Below are 24,435 nucleotides of genomic sequence, written 5' to 3'. Positions count from 1 at the left end.
CTCAGACCGTCCGCAGGTATGGAACCCATGACCGAGCCGTTGCTTTATTAGACTTAACGCCGATTAACGGCGATTTGTTGGTAAGCGCCGATAATCTTCGTGATCGGATACCACAGGCTCACTCGATGGCGTATGGGCAGATTGGTAAGGTTCGGGCGGGGCTTTTGGTTCCGCTTTGCCTGGCAGCGGCGGCACCGTTTGCGTTGGCCCTGGTCAATCAGCCGGCCGCTCCGATCGGCGAGCCGATTGCTCCGATAACGGGCACTGGTCCTTCCGACCAGGCGAAGATCGCCCTTGGCGAGAGCCTGTTCAACGATGTCCGGCTGTCGCATGACGATGTCATCGCCTGCAGCGGTTGCCACAGGCTCGATTTCAGCGGCGACGACGGCAGGGCTCGTTCTGCGGCGGCGGATGGCGGGCAGCTCGATTTCAACGCGCCGACTGTCTTCAGCGCAGCGCTCAATTTCCGGCTGAACTGGCGCGGCAATTTCCGCACTGTCGAGGAGCAGAACGAGGCAGTCCTGCTCGATGACAGGCTGATGAACACGAGTTGGGAAGAATTGCTGCCGAAACTGCGTTCCGACCCGGACTATTCGCGGCGGTTCGTGACGCTCTACGGCGCGGCTCCCGGCCGGACGGATGTGCTCGACGCCCTGGCCATCTTTCAACGCTCGCTGATCACGCCCAACGCCCGTTTCGACCGCTATCTCAAGGGCGAGCGCGACGCCATCACGGCGGACGAGGAGCATGGCTATCAATTGTTCAAGGCGTTTGGCTGCATCGCTTGCCATCAGGGCGCCAATGTCGGCGGCAATCTGTTTCAGAAGTTCGGCATCTTTCGGAATCCCTTCGCCGGTCAGAAAACCTTGTCCCAGGCGGATCTCGGCCGCTTCGCCATTACCGGCGTCGAGCGCGACCGCCATGTCTTCCGCGTTCCCAGCCTGCGCAATGTCGCGGTGACGGCGCCGTATTTCCACGACGGCCGTACCGCATCGCTCGCAGACGCAGTGAAGATCATGGCGCGAAGCCAGCTCGGCCGGGAACTTGACCAGCGTGATACCAATCTCATCGTCAAGTTCCTTGCGACGCTGACGGGCGAATATCGCGGCCAGCCGTTGACCAGCGCAGCCGATCGTCTGCAGCAATGAAGTCGCTACCCATCCTGGCGCCGGTCATCGCGTGCCTGCTCATCGTCCTGACCTACCTCCTGCTGCAGGGCGCGGCTCCTGATGCCGCGCGCCACGAACGCACGCTCGACGCTCTCAGGACCGTCATCCTCTATAACGCTGCCCTGCAGCGCGACGTATTGCGGGCACGGGCGGGGCTGTTGCGCAGCTACGATCCGCTTGTGCGGTCGATCGAGAACCTGAATGAGGCGACGCGGACGCTGCCGGCTGCCGGGGACGTCGCAAGCGGCGAGGCACGGGCGGACATCGACCGCCGGATTGCCGAGGTCATCGCCGCGGTGCGCGACGAGGAAACGCTCGTCGAGGCGTTCAAGTCGGACAACGCGCTGCTGCAGAACTCTTTGAACTATTTCAACTATATGAGCGGCCGGCTCACGACCGAGGGCGACGGGCTTCGAGCGGTCGACATCGGAGCTGTGATGGTCGCCATGTCGCGGTTCATCAGCGATCCCCAGCGGGAGGCGGCAAGGGCAGTGACCGCCTCGCTTGACCGGCTGGCCAGGCCGTCCGTCGATGCCGTGTCTGCAAGCGATGTCCGCTCTCTTGTCTCCCACGGTCGGCTTATCGTCACCAGGCTTCCGGCGGTCGACGATCTCGTCTCCCGCCTGCAGACTGCGCCAACGAGCGAACGGGCCCGCGCTCTGCAGGACCTGTATCTCGATGTGCATGGGCGCGCCGCGGCACGGGCTGCGCGGTTCCAGACGCTGCTCTACGTCGCGGCGCTGGTCCTGGTGGGCTATGTGGCTTACCTGTTCGCCCGCCTGCGCGACAATGCGCGGATCCTGCGCGAGCGGCTGGAATTCGAAGGCTTGATCGCTTCAATCTCGACACAGTTCATCAATCTGCCGCGTGACCGCATCCGGGCCGGGATCAGCAAGGGCCTCGCGCGCCTGGTGGAACATGCCGGGCTCGACGGCGCCCAGATTTTCGTCAGCCGCACATACGATGCCGATCTTTCCGGCGGCTATTTCTATCGCCGTCCGAGCGGAAGCGCGACGGCCCGCCTGCCGAACGATTTGATCGAACTGGCTTCACACTGGACGCTCGCGGACCACGAACGGCAAGGCTGCATCGACGTCCCCCGCGTCGGCGAGCTTCCCGAGGGGCGGGAGAAGGCATGCCTGCAGGCGCATCAAATTCGATCGTGGCTGTGCATACCGATGTGGCATGCCGAAGAGCGGCTGGGTTTTCTGGCTCTCGATGGCGTAACGCACGAAAAGCATTGGACCGACGACGACATCGCGCTGCTGCGCACCGCCGCCGAGATCTTCGCCAATGCCATCGCGCGCCAACACAACGAACGGGAACGCGAAGCGCTGCAGGCGCGGCTCAACCAATCGCAGCGGCTGGAAGCAATCGGAACGCTGGCCGGCGGCATAGCGCACGAGTTCAACAACATTCTCAGCGCTGTCCTCGGCTATAGCGAGATGGCGCTGGTGGTGCTGCTGAAGGAGTCTCGTGCGCGGCGCTACGTCCAGCAGATCATGAAGGCCGGCAGGCGGGCGCAGGACGTCACGGAGCAGATCCTTGCCTTCAGCCGTCGCCGCGAGCGGCAGCATCACGCGCTGCGGGTGCAGCCCGTGATTGCGGAGGCGGTCGATCTGCTGCGCGCCTCGTTCCCCGCCACGCTTGCAGTGGAGACGCATCTTGCAGCCGCGGATGCCGCGATGACGGGCGATCCGACCGAGCTTCAGCAGGTGGTGATGAATCTCGGCACCAACGCGGCGCAGGCGATGAACAGCCGCGGCGTATTGGAGATCGCTCTCGACATGACGGAGATCGTCGAGGCGCAGGCGCTGTCGCACGGCAACCTGCCTGCCGGCCGTTATATCCGCCTTGCCGTCAGGGACACCGGCAGCGGCATGGATCAGGCGACTCTCGAGCGCATCTTCGAGCCGTTCTTCACGACAAAGCCGGCAGGACACGGCACCGGGCTCGGCCTGTCGACGGTGCACGGCATTGTCGCGGCACATCGGGGTGCGGTGGACGTGAAGAGCCAACTGGGCCAAGGCACGACCTTCGAGATCTATTTTCCGCAGATCGAACCCGCTTCAGCCCAAGCGGATGAGGGCGAGGGCGAGGCCACCGAGGTTCCGGTCGAGTATGGCAACGGCGAGACGATCCTGGTTGTCGATGACGATACGCCGCTGATGCAACTTGCCGAGGAGATGCTCGCCGCGCTTGGCTACGAGCCGGTCGGGTTCGACCGCAGCCCCGCGGCTCTCAATGCCTTCAGTGCCGATCCGGGGCGCTTCGACCTGGTGCTGACGGACGAGGTCATGCCTGACATGACAGGGGTCGAGCTCTCCGGCAAGTTGCATGAGATTCGGTCTGACCTGCCAATTGTCCTGATGACCGGTTACGGCCGCACGCTGCGATCGCGTCAACTGACGGCGGCCGGCATAAGCGAAGTCATCAAGAAGCCGCTGCTGTCGGCCTCTGTTGCACAATGCCTTGCCCGCCATCTGGATTCAGGCTGATCACGGTCGGCCGGGTTCCTCGTTACAACCGTAACCAAAATTCCGCCAGGCTGAAATCAACCTGTTGCCGGGCGTTTCTATGTTTCACGCCCAGATCGTGATCGCGAAAAGACCATGATCCCGAAAAGTGAACCGGCAGGAGAAGCTGATGACACGGTGGGTTCTCATCGGAATTACCGCCCTTGGCCTGAGCGGGTTGCTCGCCACCGTAACGCTCGACCCCAGTGAGATGGGTGCGGCGGCGGCGACCGACTCGATTGAGCGCGGTCGATACCTGGCAAAAATCGGTGGCTGCAACGATTGCCACACGCCAAATTATCTGGAGAAGGCCGGCAACGTTCCGGAGGATCGATGGCTGATCGGCGACTCGCTTGGCTTCAATGGGCCGTGGGGCACGACCTACCCGACGAATCTTCGCCAGCTTTTGCGCACGATGAGCGAAGACGAGTGGGTAAAGTCAGCGCGTACAATCGAGACGCGCCCGCCTATGCCGTGGTTCAACCTGCGCGCCATGACCGAGGCCGACCTGCGCGCCATACACCGCTATGTGCTTTCGCTGCCGGCAGACGATACGCCGGTTCCGGATTATGTGCCGCCCGGTCGTCCGCCGAAGACACCGCATATCGTGTTCGTCCCGCAGGCTCCGAAGCCGTAGCCGCCTCCGAAAGACGTAGTCGCCGCCGAAGATCCGGGGGCAGGGGGATGTTCTCCGCCTGTGCGGTACGTCAGACACGGCCGTCTGTTTCAGTCGTAACGCAATTCCCGATTCCGGAAATCGCGTTGTAGCACTGATCGCCGATCGTGACGGTCCAACCCGGGGCGGTCAGATGGCTGCCCGGCGATCAGGAAAAGTCAAAACCAGATAAATCGATCAGGGAGTCAAATAATGGACAATCTGCTTGGCCAATACGCGCCGAAGATCGACCGAGATCAAGGCACCGCGGATCCGCGTCCCTATGCCTTGGGCTACACGGAACGTGAATTCCAGCGCCTGGAACTGCAGGGAGCGCTCATTCACGACCTTACGGAGGATTTCCTGCGCCGCGCGGGGCTGGGACCGGGTATGCGCGTGCTCGACATTGGCTGCGGCGTCGGCGACGTCTCCTTGCTGGCCGGGAAGCTGGTCGGGCCCTCGGGAAGAGTGCTCGGCGTCGATCGCTCGGCGGGGGCAGTGGACATTGCCGAGCGGCGCGCCACCGAATCCGGTCAGTGTTACTGGACACGTTTTACCACAGGCGAGCTTGATACATTCTCACCCGACGAGACTTTCGATGCGGTGATCGGCAGGCTCGTCCTGATGTATCTGCCCGATCCGGTCGCAACCCTGCGCAGGCTTGTCGGGTTTCTTCGGCCGGGCGGCATCGTCGCCTTCCAGGAAATGGCAATGCCGCTCACCCGCAGTTTTCCGGAGGCGCCGCTGTTCAGCAAATGCCGCGGCTGGATAATCGAGACGATCGAGCGGGCAGGTTTCGAGGTCGACATGGGTGGCAGGCTACCGATGGTCTTCGCCGGCGCAGGGCTGCCGGCGCCGCAGATGAATTCCGCCGGCCTCGCCGGTAGCGGGCCCGACTCGCCGGTCTACGATTATGTTGCCGAGACCTTGCGCAGCCTGATGCCGATGGCCGAGGCGGTCGGCGCCGCGACCGCCACCGAAATGAGGGTTGATACGCTCGCCGAGCGACTGCGCAGCGAGGCCGTCGAACAGCAGATGTGCATTATGCTGCCGCCCCTTGTCGGCGCATGGGCAAATACGCAGGGATGACGAAGGAGAGATCGATGCTCGAGACTGCCATCAGCGAGCACGCGGGGCATTTCGTCGATCCATACAATGTCGAGACGCTCGACGTGCTGGGACCTGTGGTCCAGTTTCTTACACCGCCGCGCGATGACGAGCCTTGCGTCATGCGCGGCACCATACCGCCGAGCGTAGTCGTGCCGCTGCACAGCCACGTCGACCCGGAGACCTTCATCCAGATTTCCGGCGAGATCGAAGGGCTTTCGCAGTCGCCGGAAGGAACGCGACGCCGGAAGAGAATGCGAGTGTAGGTCTTTCACTGACGCCCCGATGATCTGGACAGCGCCGGCAGCGGCTCACGGGCCTGCTTCGAGGAAAGCCCGGGCAAACCCGGGTTGCGCTGCTTCTATCGTTCCATCGGGCAGCTTCAAGAGCCGGTCGATTGCGATGCCGTAGAGCCGCATCCGATCGTCGAGCAGCCGCGCCGCTTCTTCGATATTGCCCTGCTCGGCCTTCAGCAGGGCGCGGTGCATTACATCCCGAAAGATCAGCCGCAGCTGCAAGAACATCTCGGCGAAGGCTTCCGGGTCGGGCACGTCGAAGATGCCTTCGTCGCTGCCTTTCCTGAGCAGATCGGTGATTATCGGCATGGCCAATTCCCTGGCCGCCTGGTCGACCCGATGGAAGAGGGCAAGGTTCTCGGGCCGGAACAGGACGAAAAATGTCTTGCGCATGTGCGGAGCAAGCTCGACGTTCAGCCGCCGCGAGCCGGCAAACAGGGCATTGATTCGGCCAAGCCCATCGAGTGAGGGATCGTTGAGCACGGGCTGCAACTCGGTGAAGCTGTCGCGGGCGAGACGTGTGGCGAGCGCCTCCAGCAGAGCCTCTTTCGATGCAAAATAGTGGTAGAACGCGCCCTTCGACAGGCCGGCCGCGCGGATGATGTCGTTCACCGTCGTGTTGTCGTAGCCGCGCTCGAAGAACAGCCGCTGGGCGCAGTCGAGGAGCTCGGCGGATCGTATCTCCGGCGGCTTTATCACTCGGGGCAAATCGAACCTCACAAAGTGCAGGTGGAGCAAGAGGAGCACGAACCGGAGCTTTATGCAACTTTTATAGACCGACGGTCGGTCTAGTGCTATTATCTGTCACCGCAGGACATTCGGATTCGATCATGAAGGAGAGTCCCTTGCGACGGATACGCTGGACTGTCGGCATCGTTGTTGTCGCGGCCGCGGCTGCGGTCGGCGCCTGGTATCTTTGGCAACCGGCCAAGGTTTCGCTGGTGACGCCACAACGCGGCGACGTGGCGGAAATCGTTTACGCGAGTGGCTCCGTCGAGCCGCGAACCTGGGCCAAGGTGACTCCGGTGGTTCGCGAAAGGATCGTCGAGCAATGCAATTGCGAGGGATCGAGGGTTGCACAAGGCGACGTGCTCGCCAGGCTCGACGACAGCGAGGCCCGGGCCGTGCTTGGCGAACTCGAGGCCCGTCAAGCGCTTGCCCAGGAAGAGCTCCGGCGGCTGACGGTGCTTGCCGAAAGGCGTGCGGCGAGCCAGCAGGCTCTCGATCGTGCGCAGAGCGAGCTCGGCCAGATCGAAGCACTGGTCGCCGGACAGAAAGCGCGACTTGACACCTACGTGTTACGCGCGCCGAGCGCCGGTGTCGTGCTCAGGCAGGACGGCGAGGTGGGTGAGGTCGCCGAACTCGGCACGGTGTTGTTCTGGGTCGGCGAGCCGAAGCCGCTCCTGGTGGTCGCCGAGGTCAACGAGGAGGACATACCCCGGGTCGAGGTCGGCCAGCGCGCGCTGCTTAAATCCGACGCGTTCCTCCAGCAGAACCTGGAAGCCGTGGTCGACAGCATCACACCCAAGGGCGATCCGGTGACGAAGACCTATCGCGTCCGGTTCCGCCTGCCGGACGATACGCCGCTTCGTATCGGCATGTCGACCGACGTGAACATCGTCATCCGCGTTTCGAAAAATGCGCTGTTGATCCCGCCCGTTGCTGTGGACGGGAATAAGGTGTTCGTCGTCGAAGGCGACACGGCCTGGCGACGTGAAATCCGAACCGGCATTCGCGGCACCAATGGCATCGAGGTTCTGTCGGGGCTCGATGAGAAGGCTCGCGTCGTCTCGCCCTATCCCGCCGACCTCACCGACGGCGCGCGCGCCAACATCACTGGCGCCCAGGAGCGATGAAGCAGGATGCCGCTCATCTTCGACATCGCCCTCACGCACATTGCCGGCCGCGGTCGCCAGACGCTGGTTGCCGTGATCGGCGTTGCGGTCGGTGTCGGATTCTCCATTGCCATGGCGGCGCTGATGCAGGGTGGGCAGGACGATTTCGTCAGGCAGCTCGTCGACACGATGCCGCATGTCGACATCACCGACGAGCAGCGCACAGCCCGCCGTCAACCGGCTGAGGATGCTTTTGCGACAGTGGCGATTTCCGGGCTCAGGCCACGTGACGATCGACGCGGCATCATCAACCCGACCGCCGCGACCTCCTGGCTGGAGAGCTGGATTCCCGGTCGGTTCGCGGCAAGCCTCAAAACGCAGGGTGTGATCCGCTTTTCCAGCCGCGAAGTCGGCGCGGCGATCATTGGCATCGAACCGGAGCGCGAGTCCGGCGTGTCGCCGATTGTCGGAAACTTCGTCGAAGGCAGCTTTTCGGCGCTTGCCGCGGGCGGCAACAACGTGCTCATCGGCGACACGATGGCGAGCCGGCTCGGCGCCGGGTTCGGTGACACAATAACGGCGGTTTCCGCCGAGGGACTGACGCGCAACTTCAAGATCGCCGGCCTGTTCCACACCGGCACGACCGCGCGCGACGAAGGCGAGGCCTATGTGCTTCTGAAAAACGCGCAGATCCTCTCGGCGCGTCCGAACGCCATCAACGAGATCCGCATCAAGCTCGACGATCCTGACCGCGCTCCGGCGGTGGCGCAGCGTGCCGAGGCCGAACTGGGCTACAAGGCGGTGGCGTGGCAGGAGGCCAATGAATCGATCCTCGAAGCGCTCGTCGTACGCAACGTCATCATGTACACCGTTGTCGGCGCGATCATGCTGGTCGCTGGCTTCGGCATCTACAACATCATCTCCACCATCACGCACGAAAAGGCGCGCGACATCGCCATCATGAAGTCGCTGGGCTTCCCGGAGTCCGACATGCGCCGGCTCTTTCTGCTGGAAGGCGTCGCGATCGGCGCTGCCGGCTCCGTGCTCGGCGGGCTGCTCGGCGTCTCCATGACCTATGCGCTGTCGCTGGTGCGTTTCGAGATCGCCGCGACCGGCCAGGAGATGACCCAGCTGCCGATCGCCTGGAGCTTGATGCACTACGTCATCGCGTCGGCCTTCGCGCTGGGCTCGGCGGCAGTGGCCGGCTACCTGCCGGCGCGTCGTGCGGCGCGCCTGAACCCCGTCGAGATCATCAGAGGCGCGTCATGAGCGCACTCATCGAGACCGAGAAACTGACCCGCGTGTTGCCCGAGACAGTTCCCGTCACGCTGGTCAAGGACATCACGCTGGCGATCAACGAAAGGGAATTCGTCGCCGTCACCGGTCCCTCCGGCTCCGGAAAATCGTCATTGCTCTACCTGCTCGGGCTGCTCGACCGGCCGACCGCCGGGACGTTGACAATAGGCGGCCGCGATGCCGAGCCGATGAATGAAAGGGAGCGCGCGCGGACCAGGCTTTCGATGCTGGGCTTCGTGTTCCAGTTCCACTTTCTGCTGCCGGAGTTCACGGCGCGCGAAAATGTCGAAATTCCAATGCGCAAGCTTGGCCGGCTGGCGCGTCCTCAGATGCGCGAACGGGCCGGTGAGCTGCTTTCATCCCTGGGACTCGGCGAACATCTCGACAAGCGGCCTGACCAACTCTCGGGCGGCCAGCGTCAGCGCGTCGCAGTAGCACGCTCGCTCGCCAACGACCCGCCGCTTATCCTCGCCGATGAGCCGACAGGGAGCCTCGACAGCAAGAGCTCCGAGCAGGTCTTCGCAATCCTGGAGAATCTGGTGCGCGAGGGCGGCAAGACCGTCGTGGCAGTTACGCATGACCTCGACATGGCGGCGCGCATGGATCGCCGCATTCACATCGTGGACGGGAAGATCGGCTGAACCGGAACCAATCGGCGTTGATGGGATCAGGCATGGCGCGAGCCTGTCCAATGATCACCGGGATCGCGATCAGGACACCCGCGCCGCGCCGAAATTGGCCTCGAGCCAGGCTATTGCCTCGGTCACGTCGTCGAGACCATAGCTTGCAACCGTAGGCCCGCGCGGCTTCACGCGGATAGAGATGCCGCTGGCCTCGTTTATTGCCTCGAAACCGTTTTCGTCCGAGGTGTCATCTCCGAGGAATACGGGGCGCCGGCCGGCAAAGGGCTGGATTTCCATGAAACGCCGGATGGCAGCCCCTTTGACGGCTTCCAGCGGCATGAGTTCAACGCCCGCGTTTCCCGCAATCACGCGGTACCCAGGCGGAAGTTGCGTCAGTGCCTGTTCGACAAGCTGCGTTGCCCGGGCAAGCAGTTGCGGCGCAGCGCGGGTATGGATGGCCAAGACCGGTCCCTTGCGCTCGATGTAGACCTTGCGTCCACCCAGTTCGGCCTCAATCTCGTCGGCAAGAGCCGCGATATCCGCCGGAGCGTCGGCAATGTCGACTTGACCGTCCGGCCTCAACCGATGCTCGAGCCCGTACAGCCCTGCGACGCGCAGCTTCAGGGGATGAAACAATCTGTCCACGGCAGCGACCGAACGCCCGGTGATGAAGGCGAGGGCGCCGCCCAGCCTTCGCTCGATATTTCCGAGAAGCTGACGCAGATCGTCACCGACGAAGACAGCGTCGGGATGAGCGGCATGTTCCAGCAAGGTGCCGTCGATATCGAGAAAAAGCGCCCATTGCCCTTCCGGCAGGTCGGGGGCCAACGGCAGTCGAAGGTCTGTCACGACGCCGCCTTTCGCGCCCGCTCGAAGATGGAAACGACGTTGTTGCTGTTGGACGGCCGCTCGCCGTTGCCGGTCACCCCGCGCTTGCGAAGGCGCGCAGCGTCCAGCAGCATGCTGCCGGCCCAGCGATAGACGTTATTGTCGCGGACCATCTCGCGCATGGGCCGCATGCGCTCGCGCTGCTCGTCCGGCGTCATGGTCAACGCCTGTAGCAGCGCCTCGCTCATCATGGTCGCATCATAGGGGTTGACGATCAGTGCCTCCAGGAGTTCGCGCGAAGCGCCGGCAAAGGTGCTGAGCAGCAGCACGCCCTGTTCATCGTCGCGCGCCGCGACGAATTCCTTGGCGACCAGGTTCATGCCGTCATGCAGGCTGGTGACCATGCATATGTCGGCGGCGCGATAGATCTCGTAGACCTGCTCCTGCGAGTGATGTTCGGCGAGCAACAGGACGGGACTGTAGTTCTCGCCGCCGTAGCGCTGGTTGAGCTCTTCGGCATAGCGAAGGCATTCGTCATGAAGTTGCTGGTAGGCCGGCAATGTGCCGCGGCTGGGCGCCGCAACCTGCAGGAAAACCACTTTGCCTACCCGTTCGGGATATCGCGTAAACAATTCATCCAAGGCCTGAAAGCGATCGGGAATGCCTTTGGTGTAGTCGAGGCGCTCGACGCCGACGCACAGTTTGACGTTCGCCGGCAGCCCGAATCTTTCGCGGACACGGACACGGCATTCCTCGACAGCCGGCAATCTTGCCAGCAGTTCGGCCGGCCATTCTATGGAAATGGGGTAAGCGTGGACCAGAGTCGGATGCCCACCATAGGAGATCGCCGCGTCCGCCCGTTCTATCCGGCTTTCCAGGATGCGATCGACGCTCTCGGTGAAATTATTGGCATGAAACTGCGTATGGAAGCCGATGATGGAGCTGCCGAGCAAACCTTCCAGGATCCGTTCACGCCATGGGCAGATGCTGTACACTTCGGAGTTGGGCCATGGGATATGCCAGAAAGTAATGATGATCGCCTCGGGCAGGCGCTCACGGATCATGCGCGGCAAGAGCGCGAAGTGGTAGTCCTGAACCAGCACGATCGGCCGCTCGTTGCGCGCTTCGGCAACCACCGTATCGGCGAACTTCCGGTTGACGGCCTCATAGACCTGCCAGTCCGAGGCGCGAAAATTCGGGCGGGTGAAGGCGATATGACAAAGCGGCCACAGACCTTCATTGGCGAAGCCTAGATAATAGGCCTGGTATTCTTCCTCGGTCAGCCAGACCCTGCGCAGCGTGTAGGACGGATTGCCAGGCGGCACCTCAACCCGGTCGTTCTCGTCGACGGTGAGACGGTCCGCTGTTCCGCCGCCATACGCAATCCAGGTGCCGGCACAGGCGCGGGTGATCGGCTCAAGTGCCGAAACCAGCCCGCTGGCCGGCACCAGGAGCTCGATGCCATCATCCCTGGTGTTGTGGATGTAGGGCTCGCGGTTGGATACGACGATCACCTGCGTCTCCGGCAGATCGTCGGCCAGGATCTTGCGCAACGTGTCGGGCGACCATGTGATCAGCGCTGCATCGGCCGAGTGGCCATTCTTTTCAAACTCCCGCAGCACGGTGCGAGCCGCTTCCGAAGCCAAGTCATCGCCTGCGGAGGATGCGGCCGCTGGTATGTGGCGCCAGCGGGATATCGAGAACACCAGGGCAACAGCGGAAAGGCCAAGGCTTGCAATGATTAGAACCCAGAGTACCTCTATGCCAAAGTCTGACATGGGAACAACGATCTTCTCCGGCCGGTCGGTGGCCATTTTATTTGTTTTTCGAATTCGCGGCTGCCAATCAGCTGCCGTGCGTCGGAACGCTCGGACGGGCCATCGGTTCCGCTAATTGCAGCCCCGCGGTTGGTTCCATGCGAAAAGCCAAGCTAGGTCCGCACGACGAGCGGCACCAACCCCTCATGCCGTTCGGCGAGAAAGGCGACGACCCTGTCGCCGACACGCTGGAATGTCAGATCCACCTTCCTGGTGCCAACCCCAAGATGCCTCAGCGTGAGCGTGTCGATACCAATCGGCAGCCTGGGACGGGTGACGTGGATTTCGCCGTCCCAGCCGTCGATCTCGAGGCCGAGGCAGGCCTGCATCAGCATGAAGGCAGACCCGGCCGACCACGCCTGCGGCAGGCAGGCGACGGGATAGGCGATGGGCGCTTCGCCCGGCGCGCGGGTAAAGCCGCAGAACAGTTCAGGCAGCCGCATGTTGAAATGGACAGCCGATTCGAAGGTGCTGCTCATCAGCCGGATCACGCTTTCGCGCTCGCCAAAGCGTGCCAGACCGGCGCCGCATATTGCGGTGTCATGCGGCCAGATCGAGCCGTTGTGGTATGACATCGGGTTGAAGAACACAGCATCGTCTGCGAGCGTCCTCAGCCCCCAGCCGGAATGGAAGGACGCCGAAAGCAGCTGGTCGGCGACCATCTGCGCCCGTGCCGGCGCGGGGAGGCCGACATAGAGAAGGTGCCCGACATTAGACGTCCGCACCTTGCAGGGCTCGCCGGCGCCGTCGATCGCCAAGGCATAGAAGCCGAGATCGTCCAGCCAGAAATGGCGTTCGACAGCGGCGCGCATGGCCTCGGCGCTGCTCTCCCAATGATCGGTCCTGTCGATTTCGCCGCGGCGGCGGGCGAGCGCCGCCAATCCCCGGAACGCCGCAAAGGCATAGCCTTGCACCTCCACCAGGGCGATCGGTCCCTTCGGGATTCGGCCGTCGGCATGGAACACGGAATCGCCGCTGTCCTTCCATCCCTGGTTGGCGAGGCCGGTCTCGGCGGCACGCTGATAGGTGACGAAGCCGGTCGGCCGGCTCGCCTCCTCGATCCATTCAGCCGCAGCGCAGAGCGACGGCCACTGGCTGTCGACGAACGCCATATCACCGGTACGGTCCGCATAGGCGCAGGCGAGATGGATGTAGAGTGGCGTCGTGTCGACACCGCCATAGTAGCGGCCGAAGGGGAGTTCCCGCAGCGCCGCCATTTCGCCTTTGCGGGTCTCGTGCATGATCTTGCCCGGCTGCGAATCGCTGAACGGCGATGTCTCCGTCGCCTGGTGCTGGGCAAGGAAGGCCAGCACGCCTCGCGCCAAGCCCGGGTTGAGCCACAGCATCTGCAAGGCGGAGATCACGCCGTCGCGGCCGAACGCCGTCGAAAACCAGGGGATGCCCGCATAGGGGTAGGGTCCGGTCGTAAGCTCGGTGGTCAGCAGCGCCACATCCGCGCGGGCGCGCTCGACCCAATCGTTGAAGACGCGCCCGGAACTGTGCATCGTAGCACCATGGCGGCGTTTGGCCCGCATGCCGAAGCGAGCCCGGGCCGCGGCGGCGCGGAAGCGATCGCGGTTCGGTGTTTCCGCCATTTCGGGACCGACTTCGACATACAGCACCTTGCTGCTGCGCCTCGTCACGGCAATCAGGAAGTCGGCTCGGTCGCCCGTCAGATGGTCCGGCGCCTGCGAGAACGATATCGCCGACATCCGCGCCAGCCCGTCCAACCCGTCGTAGCGAAGCAGCACGCAGGTCGCGTCCGTCTTGGCAGCATGGGCCATGCCGCGCTTCAGCCTTGTCGAGCCGCGCACTTCGAACATGTCGCGGAAATCGGCGGCAAAATACAGCGAAACTCGGATGGTGGAGTGTTCCTGGCTGTAGTTGGAAAGGGTGATGCGTTCAAACAGCCGGTCCTGCCAAAGCAGCCTGACGCGTTCGATATGGATCGCGCCCTGCGGAATGTCCCGGCCGCGGACGCTCTGCATCGGCAGATTGGTCAGGTTGGAGGTGAAGAGCACATTGTCCTGGCTGAGCGACGCACCGAGCAGCGATGTCTGCCGGTCGCCGACGGTCAGCCGGAATTCGGAAAGCACTCGCGTGTCGTCACGGAAGAAACCGTCGCCTGCGCCGCGGATATCGCCGTAGGCGTCGGACACGGCAAAACAATCGCCTTGCTTGAGGGCGAACAGCCGATGCGGCTCTCGAGGTGCGGTGGCGTCCAGGGACGCAAGTGCTACCGCGGGATCAAGCTGGCGCTCGTCGAGTTGGGCCATTTTCTACATATCCCTCTCGTTTCGCCCCCCTGAGCGCTCACGACGCTCTTGCTTCGGCCGAGGCGCCGATCAGGCGCGCATAGGCGGAAACATAGTCGCGGGTCATTCTTTTGGCAGAAAACCGCGTTTCGAAGACAGCTCGCACCCTCCGCCTGTCGAGCCGCAGCAAGTCGGGCACCGAAGCAACCGCGCCTTGCATGGAATCCACGATAAAACCGGTCACGCCTTGATCGACGATTTCCGGCAAGGCGCCGCAGTTCCAGCCAATCACCGGCGTGCCGCAGGCCATCGCTTCTATGACGGCAAGACCGAACGGCTCCGGCCAGTCGATCGGGAATACGAGGCCGGCCGCCTTGCCGAGGAATTCCGCCTTCTTGTCTTCCTCGATCTCGCCGACATAGTCGACACGATCACCATCGACCAGCGGCTCGACCATTTTGCGGAAATAAGCCCGGTCGTCGTCGCCGATCTTTGCTGCAAGCTTCAGTTTCAGCCCCGAGCGCAGCGCGATCTCAATGGCACGATCCGGACGCTTGTCGCGCGACATCCGGCCAAGGAAGGCGAGGTAGCGCTCCCCTGGGCTCGGCTCGAAAACCGGCTTGTAGAGTTCGGTCGGCAGTCCGTGGTGGATCGTCGCCAGCCAGTTGGCGTCGGCCAGCCCCGTCCTTTGGCTGCCGGACACGGAGATCATCGGAAAGCGCGGAAAACGCTTATAGGCCGGTGCCAGATCGACGTAGTCGAGCCTGCCATGCGGCGTCGTCACCGTCCGCTCATGGATGTGCTCGAAGAAGGAAAAATGCAGGAAATGGCTGAGGTGGAAGTGAATGATATCAAATTCTTGAGCGCGTTTCCTCACCTCGGAAAGCATCGAAAGGTGCGCGGCCGTCTCGGATTTCAGCGGGCTTGGGTCAAGACGCAGCGCACGCTCGCGACACGGCACCAATTTTGCCGAGGTCTTTGTATCGCCACTGGCGAACAAAGTTACGTCGTGGCCCAGCTCGACCAACCCTTCGGTCAGATAGGAGACAATGCGCTCCGTGCCTCCATAGAGCCGAGGCGGCACGGATTCGTGGAGCGGCGCCACATGGGCTAGTTTCATAGACCGGCATTTCCCGGAAAGACCATCGCTGATGTCGAAATGCACCACTCTCCCGAACGTTCCCGCAACGGCATGAAGTCGGGCGATGACTGGCGATTCACCCAGCCGGCCCGCTGCCAGTTATCAAGGCCGTGGGCGTTTTTGCCGGGAACCAATTGGCTGGCCGTGAATTTAACTAGGTTCGATCGAACGCATCGCGATCGACGGGAGGAAAAGATGAATCGCCTGGAATTCTTTACGCCGGTGCGAATTGCGCGCGGGCACGGAGAACCTGTGGAAGAAATCGACAATGTCAGCGAAGCGATGACGTTTTTGCGCCACTGGCCGAAAGGTAGGCGCGGCCCGGTGTATCAATGCGCGCTGAACTGCGCCGCTGCGGCACTGGCAGGCCGGATGTCTGCCGAGGAAGCAAGAAAGGCTTTTGTGGGCTTTGCCCGGATCACCCGGCTCCTGGATGACGACATAGCGCTGCCGATACGCGGCGAAAAGATAGACAGCGCATACACGCCTCGGCGATAGACGCCAGCGCTCCCAGGTGCCAGTTTGCCGACCAGCCCAGTTGGCGAGCAGCATCACCGCGACACCGGCGATCTTCGTCGGCGCCCAGGAAGCCCGGGCGACTGGATCCAGGCCGACCCCAAAATTTATGGCAAGACCGAAATGCGCCCCAGAAGCGCCACCAGTTCCGCCTGACGTCTCGTTTCGGTCTTGGCGAACAGCGAGGCAAGCTGTGAGCGGATCGTGGTGCGACTGAGCCGCCAGCTGCGGGCGATCTCCAAAGGCGCATCGCCCTGAGCCAAACGCAGAGCCAGATGCGTTTCCGCGCTCGTCAAGCCAAACATCCTTTGCAGTGTCTGAGGATTTGGCCCCGACCTGTTCACACGGCCAAGCAATGCCACGATGCTGGTTCCGTCGGGGGCGATAAGACCGTTCTCTTTCAGTACCACCGGCCTGTCACCTGTGCTGCGGATCACCACCCAGGAAAGGGAGCCCGGCAGGAAAGGCGCCGGAACATTTGCGACCAGCCGCCTTAGGGCTGCCGAAAGCGCACTGGCTGTATCAGCCGCTTCGCCTTTGTGCTCCAGAGTGGGGCGCTCCGGTGTGGGGCGCTCCAGCGTGGTTAGAGCGGCCGCGTTCCATTCGATTACTTTTCTGTCGCGGTCTAGTACGAGATAACCACAGCCAAGGCGATCAAGCATGCCGGTGACGGATTCCAGGCTGCGTCTCCTTGGTTCGTCGCCCCCTGTCTCCGGCCGATCTGATGGACGAGCTGAAGGATAAGCATAGGAGGGGCGCGTCACCTGCGCGTCAGGGTTATACTTGGTTCCTGTCGTGATGTACCGGTCGCCCACAACGGCATCACTGTATCTATCGATCATAGCCATTTTCCAACCTCCCCAAAGGTCCATCAGCCCGTAGTAATTTGCCCGGGATTTACGAACAGTCTTCTTGCGCAGGGCTCGCAAAAAATGCGCTCCCTACTGTCTTGAAACTCGTTATATTCTGATGAGTTCTGTTCGCCCCTGTTTGATAAAATGCGCGCTGTGATAGTGGTATGGCAATCCCGCAGTCGGACTAGGTTGTACGTTTTTTGCTCTAGTCTCGATGGCCTAGTCATAAGGTAGTAGTCTATGTCGATGAACTGGCAGTCGCGCAGGTCGGATTTGAACCCAACGGGCAGACTGCTAACTCACATTGCCTCCGCATCGGTGCTGGCTGCTACGCTGATATTTGAAACAAAAGCGTCAGCATACATCGGAGAAGGGTCGAGTTTCCTGGAATTTATTCCAGCTATTATTATCATTTCCTACCTTGAAGACCGTGGTCCTGCGCTTGCGGCAACGGTCCTGATGGTGGCTGCCGGCTTGTGGACACGAAGCACCCTGCATGGTCAGATCTCCGGCGAAGATTGGGCGCGCGCCATTCTGCTTCTGATTTCCGGTGGCGTGATTGCCATGACATTCCATCGGCTGCGGCAGGACGTGCGTGAGCTGCTGGAGGTAGCCGAAGCCAGGCTCGCTGCCGTCGAAGCAACCGAAAGCCGCTATCGCTGGGCTTTCGAGCGCGCCGCCATGGGGTTCGCAAACATCAACGACAAATGTGAGCTGCTGCAATCCAACAGACGGCTCAGCGAGATGACAGGCTACGAGGAGGAGGAGCTTGCCCAATTGCAGCTGGAGACACTCGTCCATCCGGACGACCGTGATGCCTTGGCGCAATTGCTGGCTGGCCTGGGCAAAGACTCTGCTTCGTTCGCTTCGGAGGTGCGTCTGTCAAGAAAGAACGGTTCGGCATTCTGGGCGCGGCTAACGCTGTCTTTGTCCGTGCCCGACGGGGTTCTCTCAGAGACTATTTTCGTTGTGGTCGACGATATCTCGGGACGACGAGCCGTGCACGAAGCGCTTCGGGCTCAGAAGGAGTGGCTGGATCTGGCTTTGTCTGCTGGACGCCTGGCCACGTGGCGGATCGACCTTAAAGACGGCATCGTCACCGGTTCGGGCGCATTCTGGGACATTCTCGGACTGCCCCCCGCCGGCAGCCGCCGGTTGGAGGAACTGTCGGCCGTCGTTCATCCGGCGGACTGGCCAAAGCTGGCTGTATCGAGAAAGCTCGCATCGGTCACGAACTACGACGTCGAGATTCGCGTCCGACGACCGGACGGACATATCCGCTGGGTTGCTCTGCGCGGAAGGGAAGAGAAATACGATGATCGTCTACAGCGGCTCGGCGTGGCCGCCGACCTGACCGAGCGACGGCAAACCACGCTGCTGCGTGCCGCGGCAAAGAAGCGGGAGCGCATCATGCTCGAGCAACGCCACAGGTTCATCAACCTGTTCCCGGTGATCACGGCACTGGTGAACATGGTCAATGCTCCCGAGAACAATGTCGCCAGGTACAAGGAGACGCTGATCGACAGGATTCGTTCGCTCGAGGCAACGCATCTGCTGCTTTCGGGCAACAGCAGCGGGTCGGGGATGCTTCACGATCTCGTTGCCCAGGAGTTGCAACCGTATATGGGGACACGCGAAATATCTGTCAGCGGTCCCTCGGTTACGATGTCGGGAGGCGCCGCCGAGAGCTTTGCGATGATTGTTCACGAGCTTGCGACCAATTCCTTGAAACATGGAGCGCTTGGCGATTCAAAGGGCCGGGTCGAGGTAAATTGGACGTTCGCATCGGAAGATGCGGGCGGTGACATCGTGTTCGATTGGGTAGAATCAGGGCGGCGGCGGCCGCCTTCAAAAGTTGTCCGCCATGGTTTCGGTTCAATGATAATCGGAGTGGATGGGGCGCCGCTTGTCGGTCACTCCCCCAAGCTGGAAATGACGGATCACGGGCTGCGCTATTCGCTGCGGCTGTCGCGCAAGGAAATCGGCCCTTGACGCCAGCGGGCCAAGATCGGAAGCGTTAACAACGCCCCTTGCGTATCAAAAGAACGTAGCGCTCTAATTAATTGATATCCCTAGTTAACCATGTCTTCAGCATAACGGCAGCCTCCGTCCGATTCCGCACCCCAAGCTCACGCAAAACCGCAGCGGCATGGATTTTCGTCGTCGCTTCGGCGATCTCCAGATCGCGCGCGATTTCCTTGTTCGAATACCCTTCCGCCATCAGCTTGAGGACCTCCTTCTGCCTCGAGGTCAGCCTGCCAAGATTGCCGGTGGTGGTACGTCGCTGCGGGACAGGCTCGGCGGGAGCAGGTACGTGAGTTGTTTGCGCAGCACCGGGGCGCGACAGAAGTGCAGGGACGTAGATGCGGCCCGAGAGGATTTCGTTGACGGCCATGACGACCTCCTCGTCTTTTTGCGACTTTACGATATAGCCGTGGAGACCGATCGACAGAGCCGTGAGTATCTCCGAGCGTGAATCGTTTCCGGAAACGATGGCAAATCGCGTATCCGGATAAGCCGATAGAATGCCGCTGAGCACTTCCTGATTGAACAATCCCGGCATGTTCAAATCCAGGATCGCAAGATCAACGGACTCCTGCTCGGCCAGCAGACTGAGCGCGGCGTCGAAACACGACGCCTCAAATATCTCCACACCTGGAATGCCTGCGCTCAGAGCCAAGCGCAGGCCACGACGATACAGGCCGTGATCGTCGGCGATGACGATTCGATACATTGAACTACCCCAACGAAACCTGCATGGATTGAACGGTCACCGGCCTTTGGAGTCGTGGCCAATCACTCGTCAATTCATCCAGTCAACGCCAGCGGTGCCCCAACACCGCAAGCCCAGCTTGCTAATATAATCCTAAAAGGCAGGTAAGGCTCCTCTTTTTTTGAACCCTGTCAACGAGAACCGCTGAACACGTCGAATCTTCCGTTCCTATCCTCCAGAACCATTGCCAACGCCTTGAGACGATGCCGATGGCTCGCGATCGCCAATGCCCATGGCGAGGCGTGTTTTTCGATTGCCGATCGGGAACTTAGTGATTTAACTTCCACTCAATTGTCGGGCACTGCGATCGGCAAGACAGGGAGGGAGTTGTCGTGAGCGAAGAGATCAGTGTCGCCGAAGCCTACCGCAGAGGCCGCACCATCTTCATGGGGCTGGAGTTGCTCATCGCGCCCGGTGCGCTCGTTCCCCGGCCGGAGACGGAGTTGCTCGGTACGACAGCACTTGATGTTCTGCGGCGGATGAACCTGTCGGCGCCGCGGGTTGTCGACATGTGCTGCGGGGCCGGCAATCTGGCCTGCGCCATTGCGCATTACGCCCCTGCCGCGCAGGTCTGGGCGAGCGATCTCACCGATGGATGCGTCGAGGTCGCGCGCCGCAACGTCGCCCATCACGACATGGCAGATCGCGTGTCGGTGCTGAGGGGTGACTTGTTCAGTGCTTTCTCGGGCTTGCAACTCGACAGCACGATCGACGTGATCGTCTGCAACCCACCATACATTTCGGAAAAGCGGCTCGAGGGCGACCGCGCGCATCTGACCGAGTTCGAGCCGCGTGAAGCGTTTGCAGCCGGCCCCTACGGCCTGAGCATCCATATGCGGGTGATCAAGGACGCGCCGCGCTACTTGCGGCGCGGAGGCATCCTGCTCTTCGAGGTCGGTCTCGGCCAGGACCGGCAGGTCATGCGTCTGCTGGAGCGCTCCAAGTCCTTCGAGGGGATCCGGGCGGTCACGAACGAAGCCGGCGAGGGAAGGGTGGTTGTGGGACATACTACGCCGTGAGCGTCAGCCATGCCGCAACGGCTGGCTCAATTCGCGGTGTTCACGCTTCTGGCGCGCTCCAGCAAAAAGCAAAAAAGGTGGCGCTTACTCGCGTCCCTGATCAGCTTTTTGGGCTTTTCTTGATTTATTCGGTGCTATTACAAGCCCGTTGTTGTCCGGGTTTGCGTCCGAGACAAAGCTGTATGCAAAGATGTGTCCCCGGTTCTCGTCGGTTACTCGGATCCAATCCTTTTCCCACCTTCGCAGCGTAACATGTCGATCTGTCGACATGGCGGCGGCTTTGAAGGGGCTCGGCGCGTTGATGACACGCACCGTAATCACGTCATCGCCCTCCATTTGTTCGACGAGGTACGTCTGCATAAAGGCCTCCCCAGCGCCCGTTGCAACCTTAACGTCAGCCAAAAAGTTCGGTTGCAGCGTAGCAGAGAGATTTTCGACAAATGTGACGGACCGAAGAGGCGTGTGGGCCGAGGGTTAGCCCTGGATCGACCAAGCGGCGCGCAGGTCGTTGGCTTGGGCGATCCTGACGCCGCAAGCAGTCAGAGCGCCTTTGGTCGCTGTCACGAGCGCGGCATTGTCCTTGGCAGTCGTGCCGTCGGCCAGGGTAAAATTGTTCTCGAAGCCGACGCGGGCATGACCGCCCAGCAGCGCACCGGCCGTAACGCAAGCGGTTTCCTGCCGACCGAAGGCGCAGACCATCCAGTGCGCGAAGCGCGGGCGGTCCTGCGCAAGGAAGGGCAGCAGATCGGCCGGCCGCGAAACCTGTCCCGGCGTGTAGCGGCCGAGCACATAGAGCACCGGGATGTCGTTGAAAGGCACCAGCCCGCGCTGCTGCATGGCGGCCAGGGTCGACGCCTCTTCGGGCGTGTAAAGGATGATCTGAGGGGCGATCCGCTCGCTCTTCAACCACGCCAGGAACTGCGCGAAATCGGTCTCATGGGCAGCGTCCGGCACCAGTTCGCGCAGCGCCAGCGAAACCGCCTCAGGGCGGGCGGCGCGCACCACCGCCATCTGCTCGGCCGGCTGGTAGCGGCCGACCGCTTCGCTGGTGATCTGGATGATCAGCCGCTCGCCCACCGCATCACGTATCGCTTTCGTCGTCTCGCGATAGGCGTGCGCGTCAAGCAAATGGCCGCCGTCGCGGTCGCGGACATGGGTATGGACCATGGCGGCGCCCGCCTCGAGGCAGGCGGCGGCAGTCCGGGCCAATTCCCAGGGGCCGATCGGCAGGGCAGGGTGGTCTTGCTTGCCACGCCGTCCACCATTCGGCGCAACGGCGATTGCCGTCGGTGCGATAAGTCCGGGGCCGGTCGCGTCCCTGTCGACGGTCATAGGCTCAGTCCAATTGTTTCAGCATTGCGCAGTGTGTAACATATGTTGCATGATAGGTTCGCTGCAAATCGCGCCATCGTCAATCGGGGAAGGCATGACACACATCCTGCACCGCCAGATCCATGCGAGCCTGCCCGTCGCGGCGGGCGGCAAGGGCATCGAACTGTTCGACCGCGATGGCCGTGCCTATATCGACGCGTCAGGCGGTGCGGCGGTTTCCTGCCTCGGCCACGGCCATCCCGAGGTGACAGCCGCGCTCCATGCGCAGGCCGACAAGCTCGCCTATGCCCACACCAGCTTCTTCACCAACGAGCCGGCCGAGACATTGGCCGACAAGCTCGTCGCCGGCGCGCCACAAGGTATCAGCCACGCCTACTTCGTGTCCGGCGGCTCCGAAGCGGTGGAGGCGGCGCTCAAGATGGCACGGCAGTTTTTCGTCGAGACCGGCAGGCCAGAACGGCGAAACGTCATCGCCCGCCGCCAGAGCTATCACGGCAACACGCTCGGCGCTCTCGCTGCCGGGGGCAATGAGTGGCGCCGCGCCCAATTCCGCCCTTTGCTGATCGACACGCATCACATCGACCCATGCTATGCCTACCGCTACCAGAAAGCCGGTGAGAGCGAGGCGGCCTACGGACTGCGCGCCGCCCAGGCGCTCGAGGATAAAATTCTCGAACTCGGTCCGGACACTGTCATGGCCTTCGTCGCGGAACCTGTGGTTGGCGCGACAGCAGGAGCTGTGCCCGCGGTTCCCGGCTATTTCAGGCGCGTTCGCGAAATCTGCGACCGCTACGGTGTGCTCCTCATCCTCGATGAGGTGATGTGCGGCATGGGCCGCACCGGGACGCTGCACGCCTGCGAGCGGGACGGCGTTGCGCCCGACCTGATGACGATCGCCAAAGGCCTCGGCGGCGGCTACCAGCCCATCGGTGCGGTGCTGCTTTCGCGCCGCATCTTCGACGCTTTCGCCGAAGGCTCCGGCTTCTTCCAGCACGGCCACACCTATATGTGCCATCCGATGGCCTGCGCGGCGGCGCTCGCCGTCCAGGAGGTGATCGCTCGCGACGATCTGCTTGCCAATGTCCGGGCGATGGGAGCGCATCTTTCGCGGCGACTGGTCGAACGGCTCGGCAACCATGCCCATATCGGCGACATTCGCGGCCGTGGCCTTTTCATGGGTGTAGAGCTCGTCGAGGATCGCTCGACCAAGGCGCCCTTCGAACCGAAGCGGAAGCTCAATGCGAAGATCAAGCGCGAGGCGATGGCGCGCGGCCTGCTGGTCTATCCCGCAGGGGGCACGATCGACGGCGTGCGCGGCGATCATGTCTTGCTGGCGCCGCCCTTCATCATAGACGCCGCGGCAATCGACGCGGTTGTTGAACGGCTCGGCGACGCGATAGACGCTGCAGTGGCATAGCGCCAGCGCTCTTCATTCCGGCAGATAGGCCCCGAACGCCTGTAACTCCAATTCCGTCTCCCTGACACGAGCCGCGGCTGCCGGCCCGCTGCGCGCCAGCATCGTTGCGGCCAGCGCTTCCACGATAGCCATGGCTGCGGCTACCGACGGGAAGAAGGACGGGCTGTCGGTAGAGAATCGCAAGACAACCTGCGCATGCCGCGCGATCGGAGCAGCCATGCTGTCGACGATCGCGACAATCGGAACGCTGTGTCGTTGCGCAGCCTCCACCACGGGCCCGAGTTCACGCGAATAGGGCGAAAAGCCGATCGCGACGACCGCTTCCTTCTTTCCAAGCGCTGCCAGTTCCGCCTCGATCGCACCGCCGTCGCCGCCGAGCAGCGTGATCTCGCGCCGAAACATCCGGCAGAGATAGACAAGTGCGTGGGCGGGCGCGCGGCAGCTTCGGAACCCGGCGACACGTATGCGCTGAGCCTTCTCCAGTATCGCGCAGGCTTTTGCGATTTCTTCGCTGCCGTTGACCGCTTCGGCCGCCGCCAGATTGGCCACCGTCGTCCTCAGCGATTCGGCGAAGATCGCCTCCGACCTGCGCCTGACAAGCGCATCGGCCCTTGCCGCGAAAGGCGCCTTGCCGGAGCGCAGCCGGTCCTCGAACGGCTTGCGCAGCGCCGCCCAATCGCCAAAGCCCAGTCGCCGCGCCAGTCGCACGAAGGTCGTCGGTGTCACCTCTGATCGCGAGGCCAGCACCCGCATGGACACCAGCGCCACCTCGTCGGGATGATCGACCAGGAAGCGCGCCGCCTTGCGCAGCTCCGAGCTCAATTCGGGGAGTTCGGTCAGTATGCGCGCCAAAAGCGCGTCGAAACCCATCTCCCGACCGTCCATTGTAACAAGCATTTCCCTTGATTGATAAAGCGCAACAATCGTAGCATGCATCGACGTGCCTTGACACCAAAACACCGGACGGCCGCGACGGCACGCAAAGT

Annotated in this window: 22 protein-coding genes; 12 read left to right on the top strand and 10 right to left on the bottom strand. The window is 62.4% G+C overall.

Annotated features, from left to right (window positions below; all coding sequences use genetic code 11):
• The first annotated feature begins 125 nt into the window (after positions 1-125).
• From AC0L17_RS17375 to AC0L17_RS17355, 5 genes are all read left to right on the top strand, one after another.
• Positions 126-1,148 (top strand): cytochrome-c peroxidase, encoded by a 1,023-nt coding sequence (locus AC0L17_RS17375; RefSeq protein WP_473516732.1) that lies wholly within the window; start codon positions 126-128, stop codon positions 1,146-1,148.
• Positions 1,145-3,667, top strand: a complete 2,523-nt coding sequence (locus tag AC0L17_RS17370; RefSeq protein ID WP_473516731.1) for a two-component system VirA-like sensor kinase — start codon at positions 1,145-1,147, stop codon at positions 3,665-3,667. Before AC0L17_RS17375 ends, AC0L17_RS17370 begins: the two co-directional genes overlap by 4 nt.
• 148 nt (positions 3,668-3,815) lie before the next feature.
• On the top strand, positions 3,816-4,322 hold the full coding sequence (locus AC0L17_RS17365; RefSeq protein WP_208602504.1) for a c-type cytochrome: 507 nt from the start codon (positions 3,816-3,818) through the stop codon (positions 4,320-4,322).
• A 231-nt stretch (positions 4,323-4,553) separates the two neighbouring features.
• Positions 4,554-5,429: a class I SAM-dependent methyltransferase gene (locus AC0L17_RS17360; protein ID WP_473516730.1), complete on the top strand. Its 876-nt coding sequence runs from the start codon at positions 4,554-4,556 to the stop codon at positions 5,427-5,429.
• Positions 5,430-5,443: 14 nt separating this feature from the next.
• Positions 5,444-5,713 (top strand): hypothetical protein, encoded by a 270-nt coding sequence (locus AC0L17_RS17355; protein WP_473516729.1) that lies wholly within the window; start codon positions 5,444-5,446, stop codon positions 5,711-5,713.
• A 45-nt stretch (positions 5,714-5,758) separates the two neighbouring features.
• On the opposite strand, the gene AC0L17_RS17350 is transcribed toward AC0L17_RS17355, so the two are convergent.
• Positions 5,759-6,442 carry a TetR/AcrR family transcriptional regulator gene (locus AC0L17_RS17350; protein ID WP_473516759.1) on the bottom strand — a complete coding sequence of 228 codons (684 nt, stop codon included), beginning with the start codon at positions 6,440-6,442 and terminating at the stop codon, positions 5,759-5,761.
• Positions 6,443-6,573: 131 nt separating this feature from the next.
• On the opposite strand from AC0L17_RS17350, the gene AC0L17_RS17345 reads away from it, so the two are divergent.
• Genes AC0L17_RS17345 through AC0L17_RS17335 form a run of 3 tightly spaced genes read left to right on the top strand, consistent with a single transcriptional unit; the run spans position 6,574 to position 9,515 of the window.
• Entirely contained in the window at positions 6,574-7,599 is a 1,026-nt protein-coding gene (locus AC0L17_RS17345) for an efflux RND transporter periplasmic adaptor subunit (RefSeq protein ID WP_473516728.1), read from the top strand.
• 6 nt (positions 7,600-7,605) lie between these two features.
• Complete coding sequence (locus AC0L17_RS17340) at positions 7,606-8,847, top strand: ABC transporter permease (RefSeq protein WP_473516727.1); 1,242 nt, start codon at positions 7,606-7,608, stop codon at positions 8,845-8,847.
• Positions 8,844-9,515 (top strand): ABC transporter ATP-binding protein, encoded by a 672-nt coding sequence (locus AC0L17_RS17335; RefSeq protein ID WP_091593840.1) that lies wholly within the window; start codon positions 8,844-8,846, stop codon positions 9,513-9,515. Before AC0L17_RS17340 ends, AC0L17_RS17335 begins: the two co-directional genes overlap by 4 nt.
• Before the next feature lie 69 nt (positions 9,516-9,584).
• Here AC0L17_RS17335 and otsB read toward each other — a convergent pair whose 3' ends face one another.
• From otsB to AC0L17_RS17315, 4 genes are all read right to left on the bottom strand, one after another.
• Positions 9,585-10,346, bottom strand: coding sequence for a trehalose-phosphatase (otsB, locus tag AC0L17_RS17330; protein WP_473516726.1), 762 nt, complete (start codon positions 10,344-10,346; stop codon positions 9,585-9,587).
• Positions 10,343-12,103 carry an alpha,alpha-trehalose-phosphate synthase (UDP-forming) gene (locus AC0L17_RS17325; RefSeq protein WP_473516725.1) on the bottom strand — a complete coding sequence of 587 codons (1,761 nt, stop codon included), beginning with the start codon at positions 12,101-12,103 and terminating at the stop codon, positions 10,343-10,345. The genes otsB and AC0L17_RS17325 overlap by 4 nt, the downstream gene beginning before the upstream one ends.
• A 152-nt stretch (positions 12,104-12,255) precedes the next feature.
• Positions 12,256-14,418: an amylo-alpha-1,6-glucosidase gene (locus tag AC0L17_RS17320; RefSeq protein ID WP_473516724.1), complete on the bottom strand. Its 2,163-nt coding sequence runs from the start codon at positions 14,416-14,418 to the stop codon at positions 12,256-12,258.
• Positions 14,419-14,455: 37 nt separating this feature from the next.
• Positions 14,456-15,517: a glycosyltransferase family 4 protein gene (locus AC0L17_RS17315; protein WP_473516723.1), complete on the bottom strand. Its 1,062-nt coding sequence runs from the start codon at positions 15,515-15,517 to the stop codon at positions 14,456-14,458.
• A gap of 216 nt (positions 15,518-15,733) precedes the next feature.
• On the opposite strand from AC0L17_RS17315, the gene AC0L17_RS17310 reads away from it, so the two are divergent.
• The gene (locus AC0L17_RS17310; protein WP_091593850.1) at positions 15,734-16,036 is read left to right on the top strand and encodes a DUF982 domain-containing protein; all 303 of its coding nucleotides are present in this window, start codon (positions 15,734-15,736) and stop codon (positions 16,034-16,036) included.
• Positions 16,037-16,161: 125 nt separating this feature from the next.
• Here the strand turns inward: AC0L17_RS17310 and AC0L17_RS17305 are convergent, their stop codons facing one another.
• On the bottom strand, positions 16,162-16,902 hold the full coding sequence (locus tag AC0L17_RS17305; protein ID WP_473516722.1) for a helix-turn-helix transcriptional regulator: 741 nt from the start codon (positions 16,900-16,902) through the stop codon (positions 16,162-16,164).
• A 246-nt stretch (positions 16,903-17,148) separates the two neighbouring features.
• Between AC0L17_RS17305 and AC0L17_RS17300 the strand changes: the two genes are divergently transcribed.
• Positions 17,149-18,900, top strand: a complete 1,752-nt coding sequence (locus AC0L17_RS17300) for a PAS domain S-box protein (RefSeq protein WP_473516721.1) — start codon at positions 17,149-17,151, stop codon at positions 18,898-18,900.
• A 67-nt stretch (positions 18,901-18,967) separates the two neighbouring features.
• Here the strand turns inward: AC0L17_RS17300 and AC0L17_RS17295 are convergent, their stop codons facing one another.
• The gene (locus AC0L17_RS17295) at positions 18,968-19,642 is read right to left on the bottom strand and encodes a LuxR C-terminal-related transcriptional regulator (RefSeq protein ID WP_091593852.1); all 675 of its coding nucleotides are present in this window, start codon (positions 19,640-19,642) and stop codon (positions 18,968-18,970) included.
• A gap of 371 nt (positions 19,643-20,013) precedes the next feature.
• Between AC0L17_RS17295 and AC0L17_RS17290 the strand changes: the two genes are divergently transcribed.
• On the top strand, positions 20,014-20,700 hold the full coding sequence (locus tag AC0L17_RS17290) for a N5-glutamine methyltransferase family protein (protein ID WP_473516720.1): 687 nt from the start codon (positions 20,014-20,016) through the stop codon (positions 20,698-20,700).
• 84 nt (positions 20,701-20,784) lie between these two features.
• Here AC0L17_RS17290 and AC0L17_RS17285 read toward each other — a convergent pair whose 3' ends face one another.
• The gene (locus AC0L17_RS17285; RefSeq protein ID WP_473516719.1) at positions 20,785-21,060 is read right to left on the bottom strand and encodes a hypothetical protein; all 276 of its coding nucleotides are present in this window, start codon (positions 21,058-21,060) and stop codon (positions 20,785-20,787) included.
• A gap of 114 nt (positions 21,061-21,174) precedes the next feature.
• Positions 21,175-22,032, bottom strand: coding sequence for a beta-keto acid cleavage family enzyme (locus AC0L17_RS17280; RefSeq protein WP_473516718.1), 858 nt, complete (start codon positions 22,030-22,032; stop codon positions 21,175-21,177).
• 94 nt (positions 22,033-22,126) lie between these two features.
• On the opposite strand from AC0L17_RS17280, the gene AC0L17_RS17275 reads away from it, so the two are divergent.
• The gene (locus AC0L17_RS17275; RefSeq protein ID WP_473516717.1) at positions 22,127-23,449 is read left to right on the top strand and encodes an aspartate aminotransferase family protein; all 1,323 of its coding nucleotides are present in this window, start codon (positions 22,127-22,129) and stop codon (positions 23,447-23,449) included.
• 12 nt (positions 23,450-23,461) lie between these two features.
• Here the strand turns inward: AC0L17_RS17275 and AC0L17_RS17270 are convergent, their stop codons facing one another.
• Entirely contained in the window at positions 23,462-24,334 is an 873-nt protein-coding gene (locus tag AC0L17_RS17270) for a MurR/RpiR family transcriptional regulator (RefSeq protein ID WP_473516716.1), read from the bottom strand.
• Between the last annotated feature and the right edge of the window lie 101 nt (positions 24,335-24,435).

This window comes from Mesorhizobium sp. WSM4829, assembly GCF_055811475.1.
The sequence above is the reverse complement of the archived record's forward strand: the minus strand, read 5'-3'. Positions and strand labels throughout refer to the sequence as shown.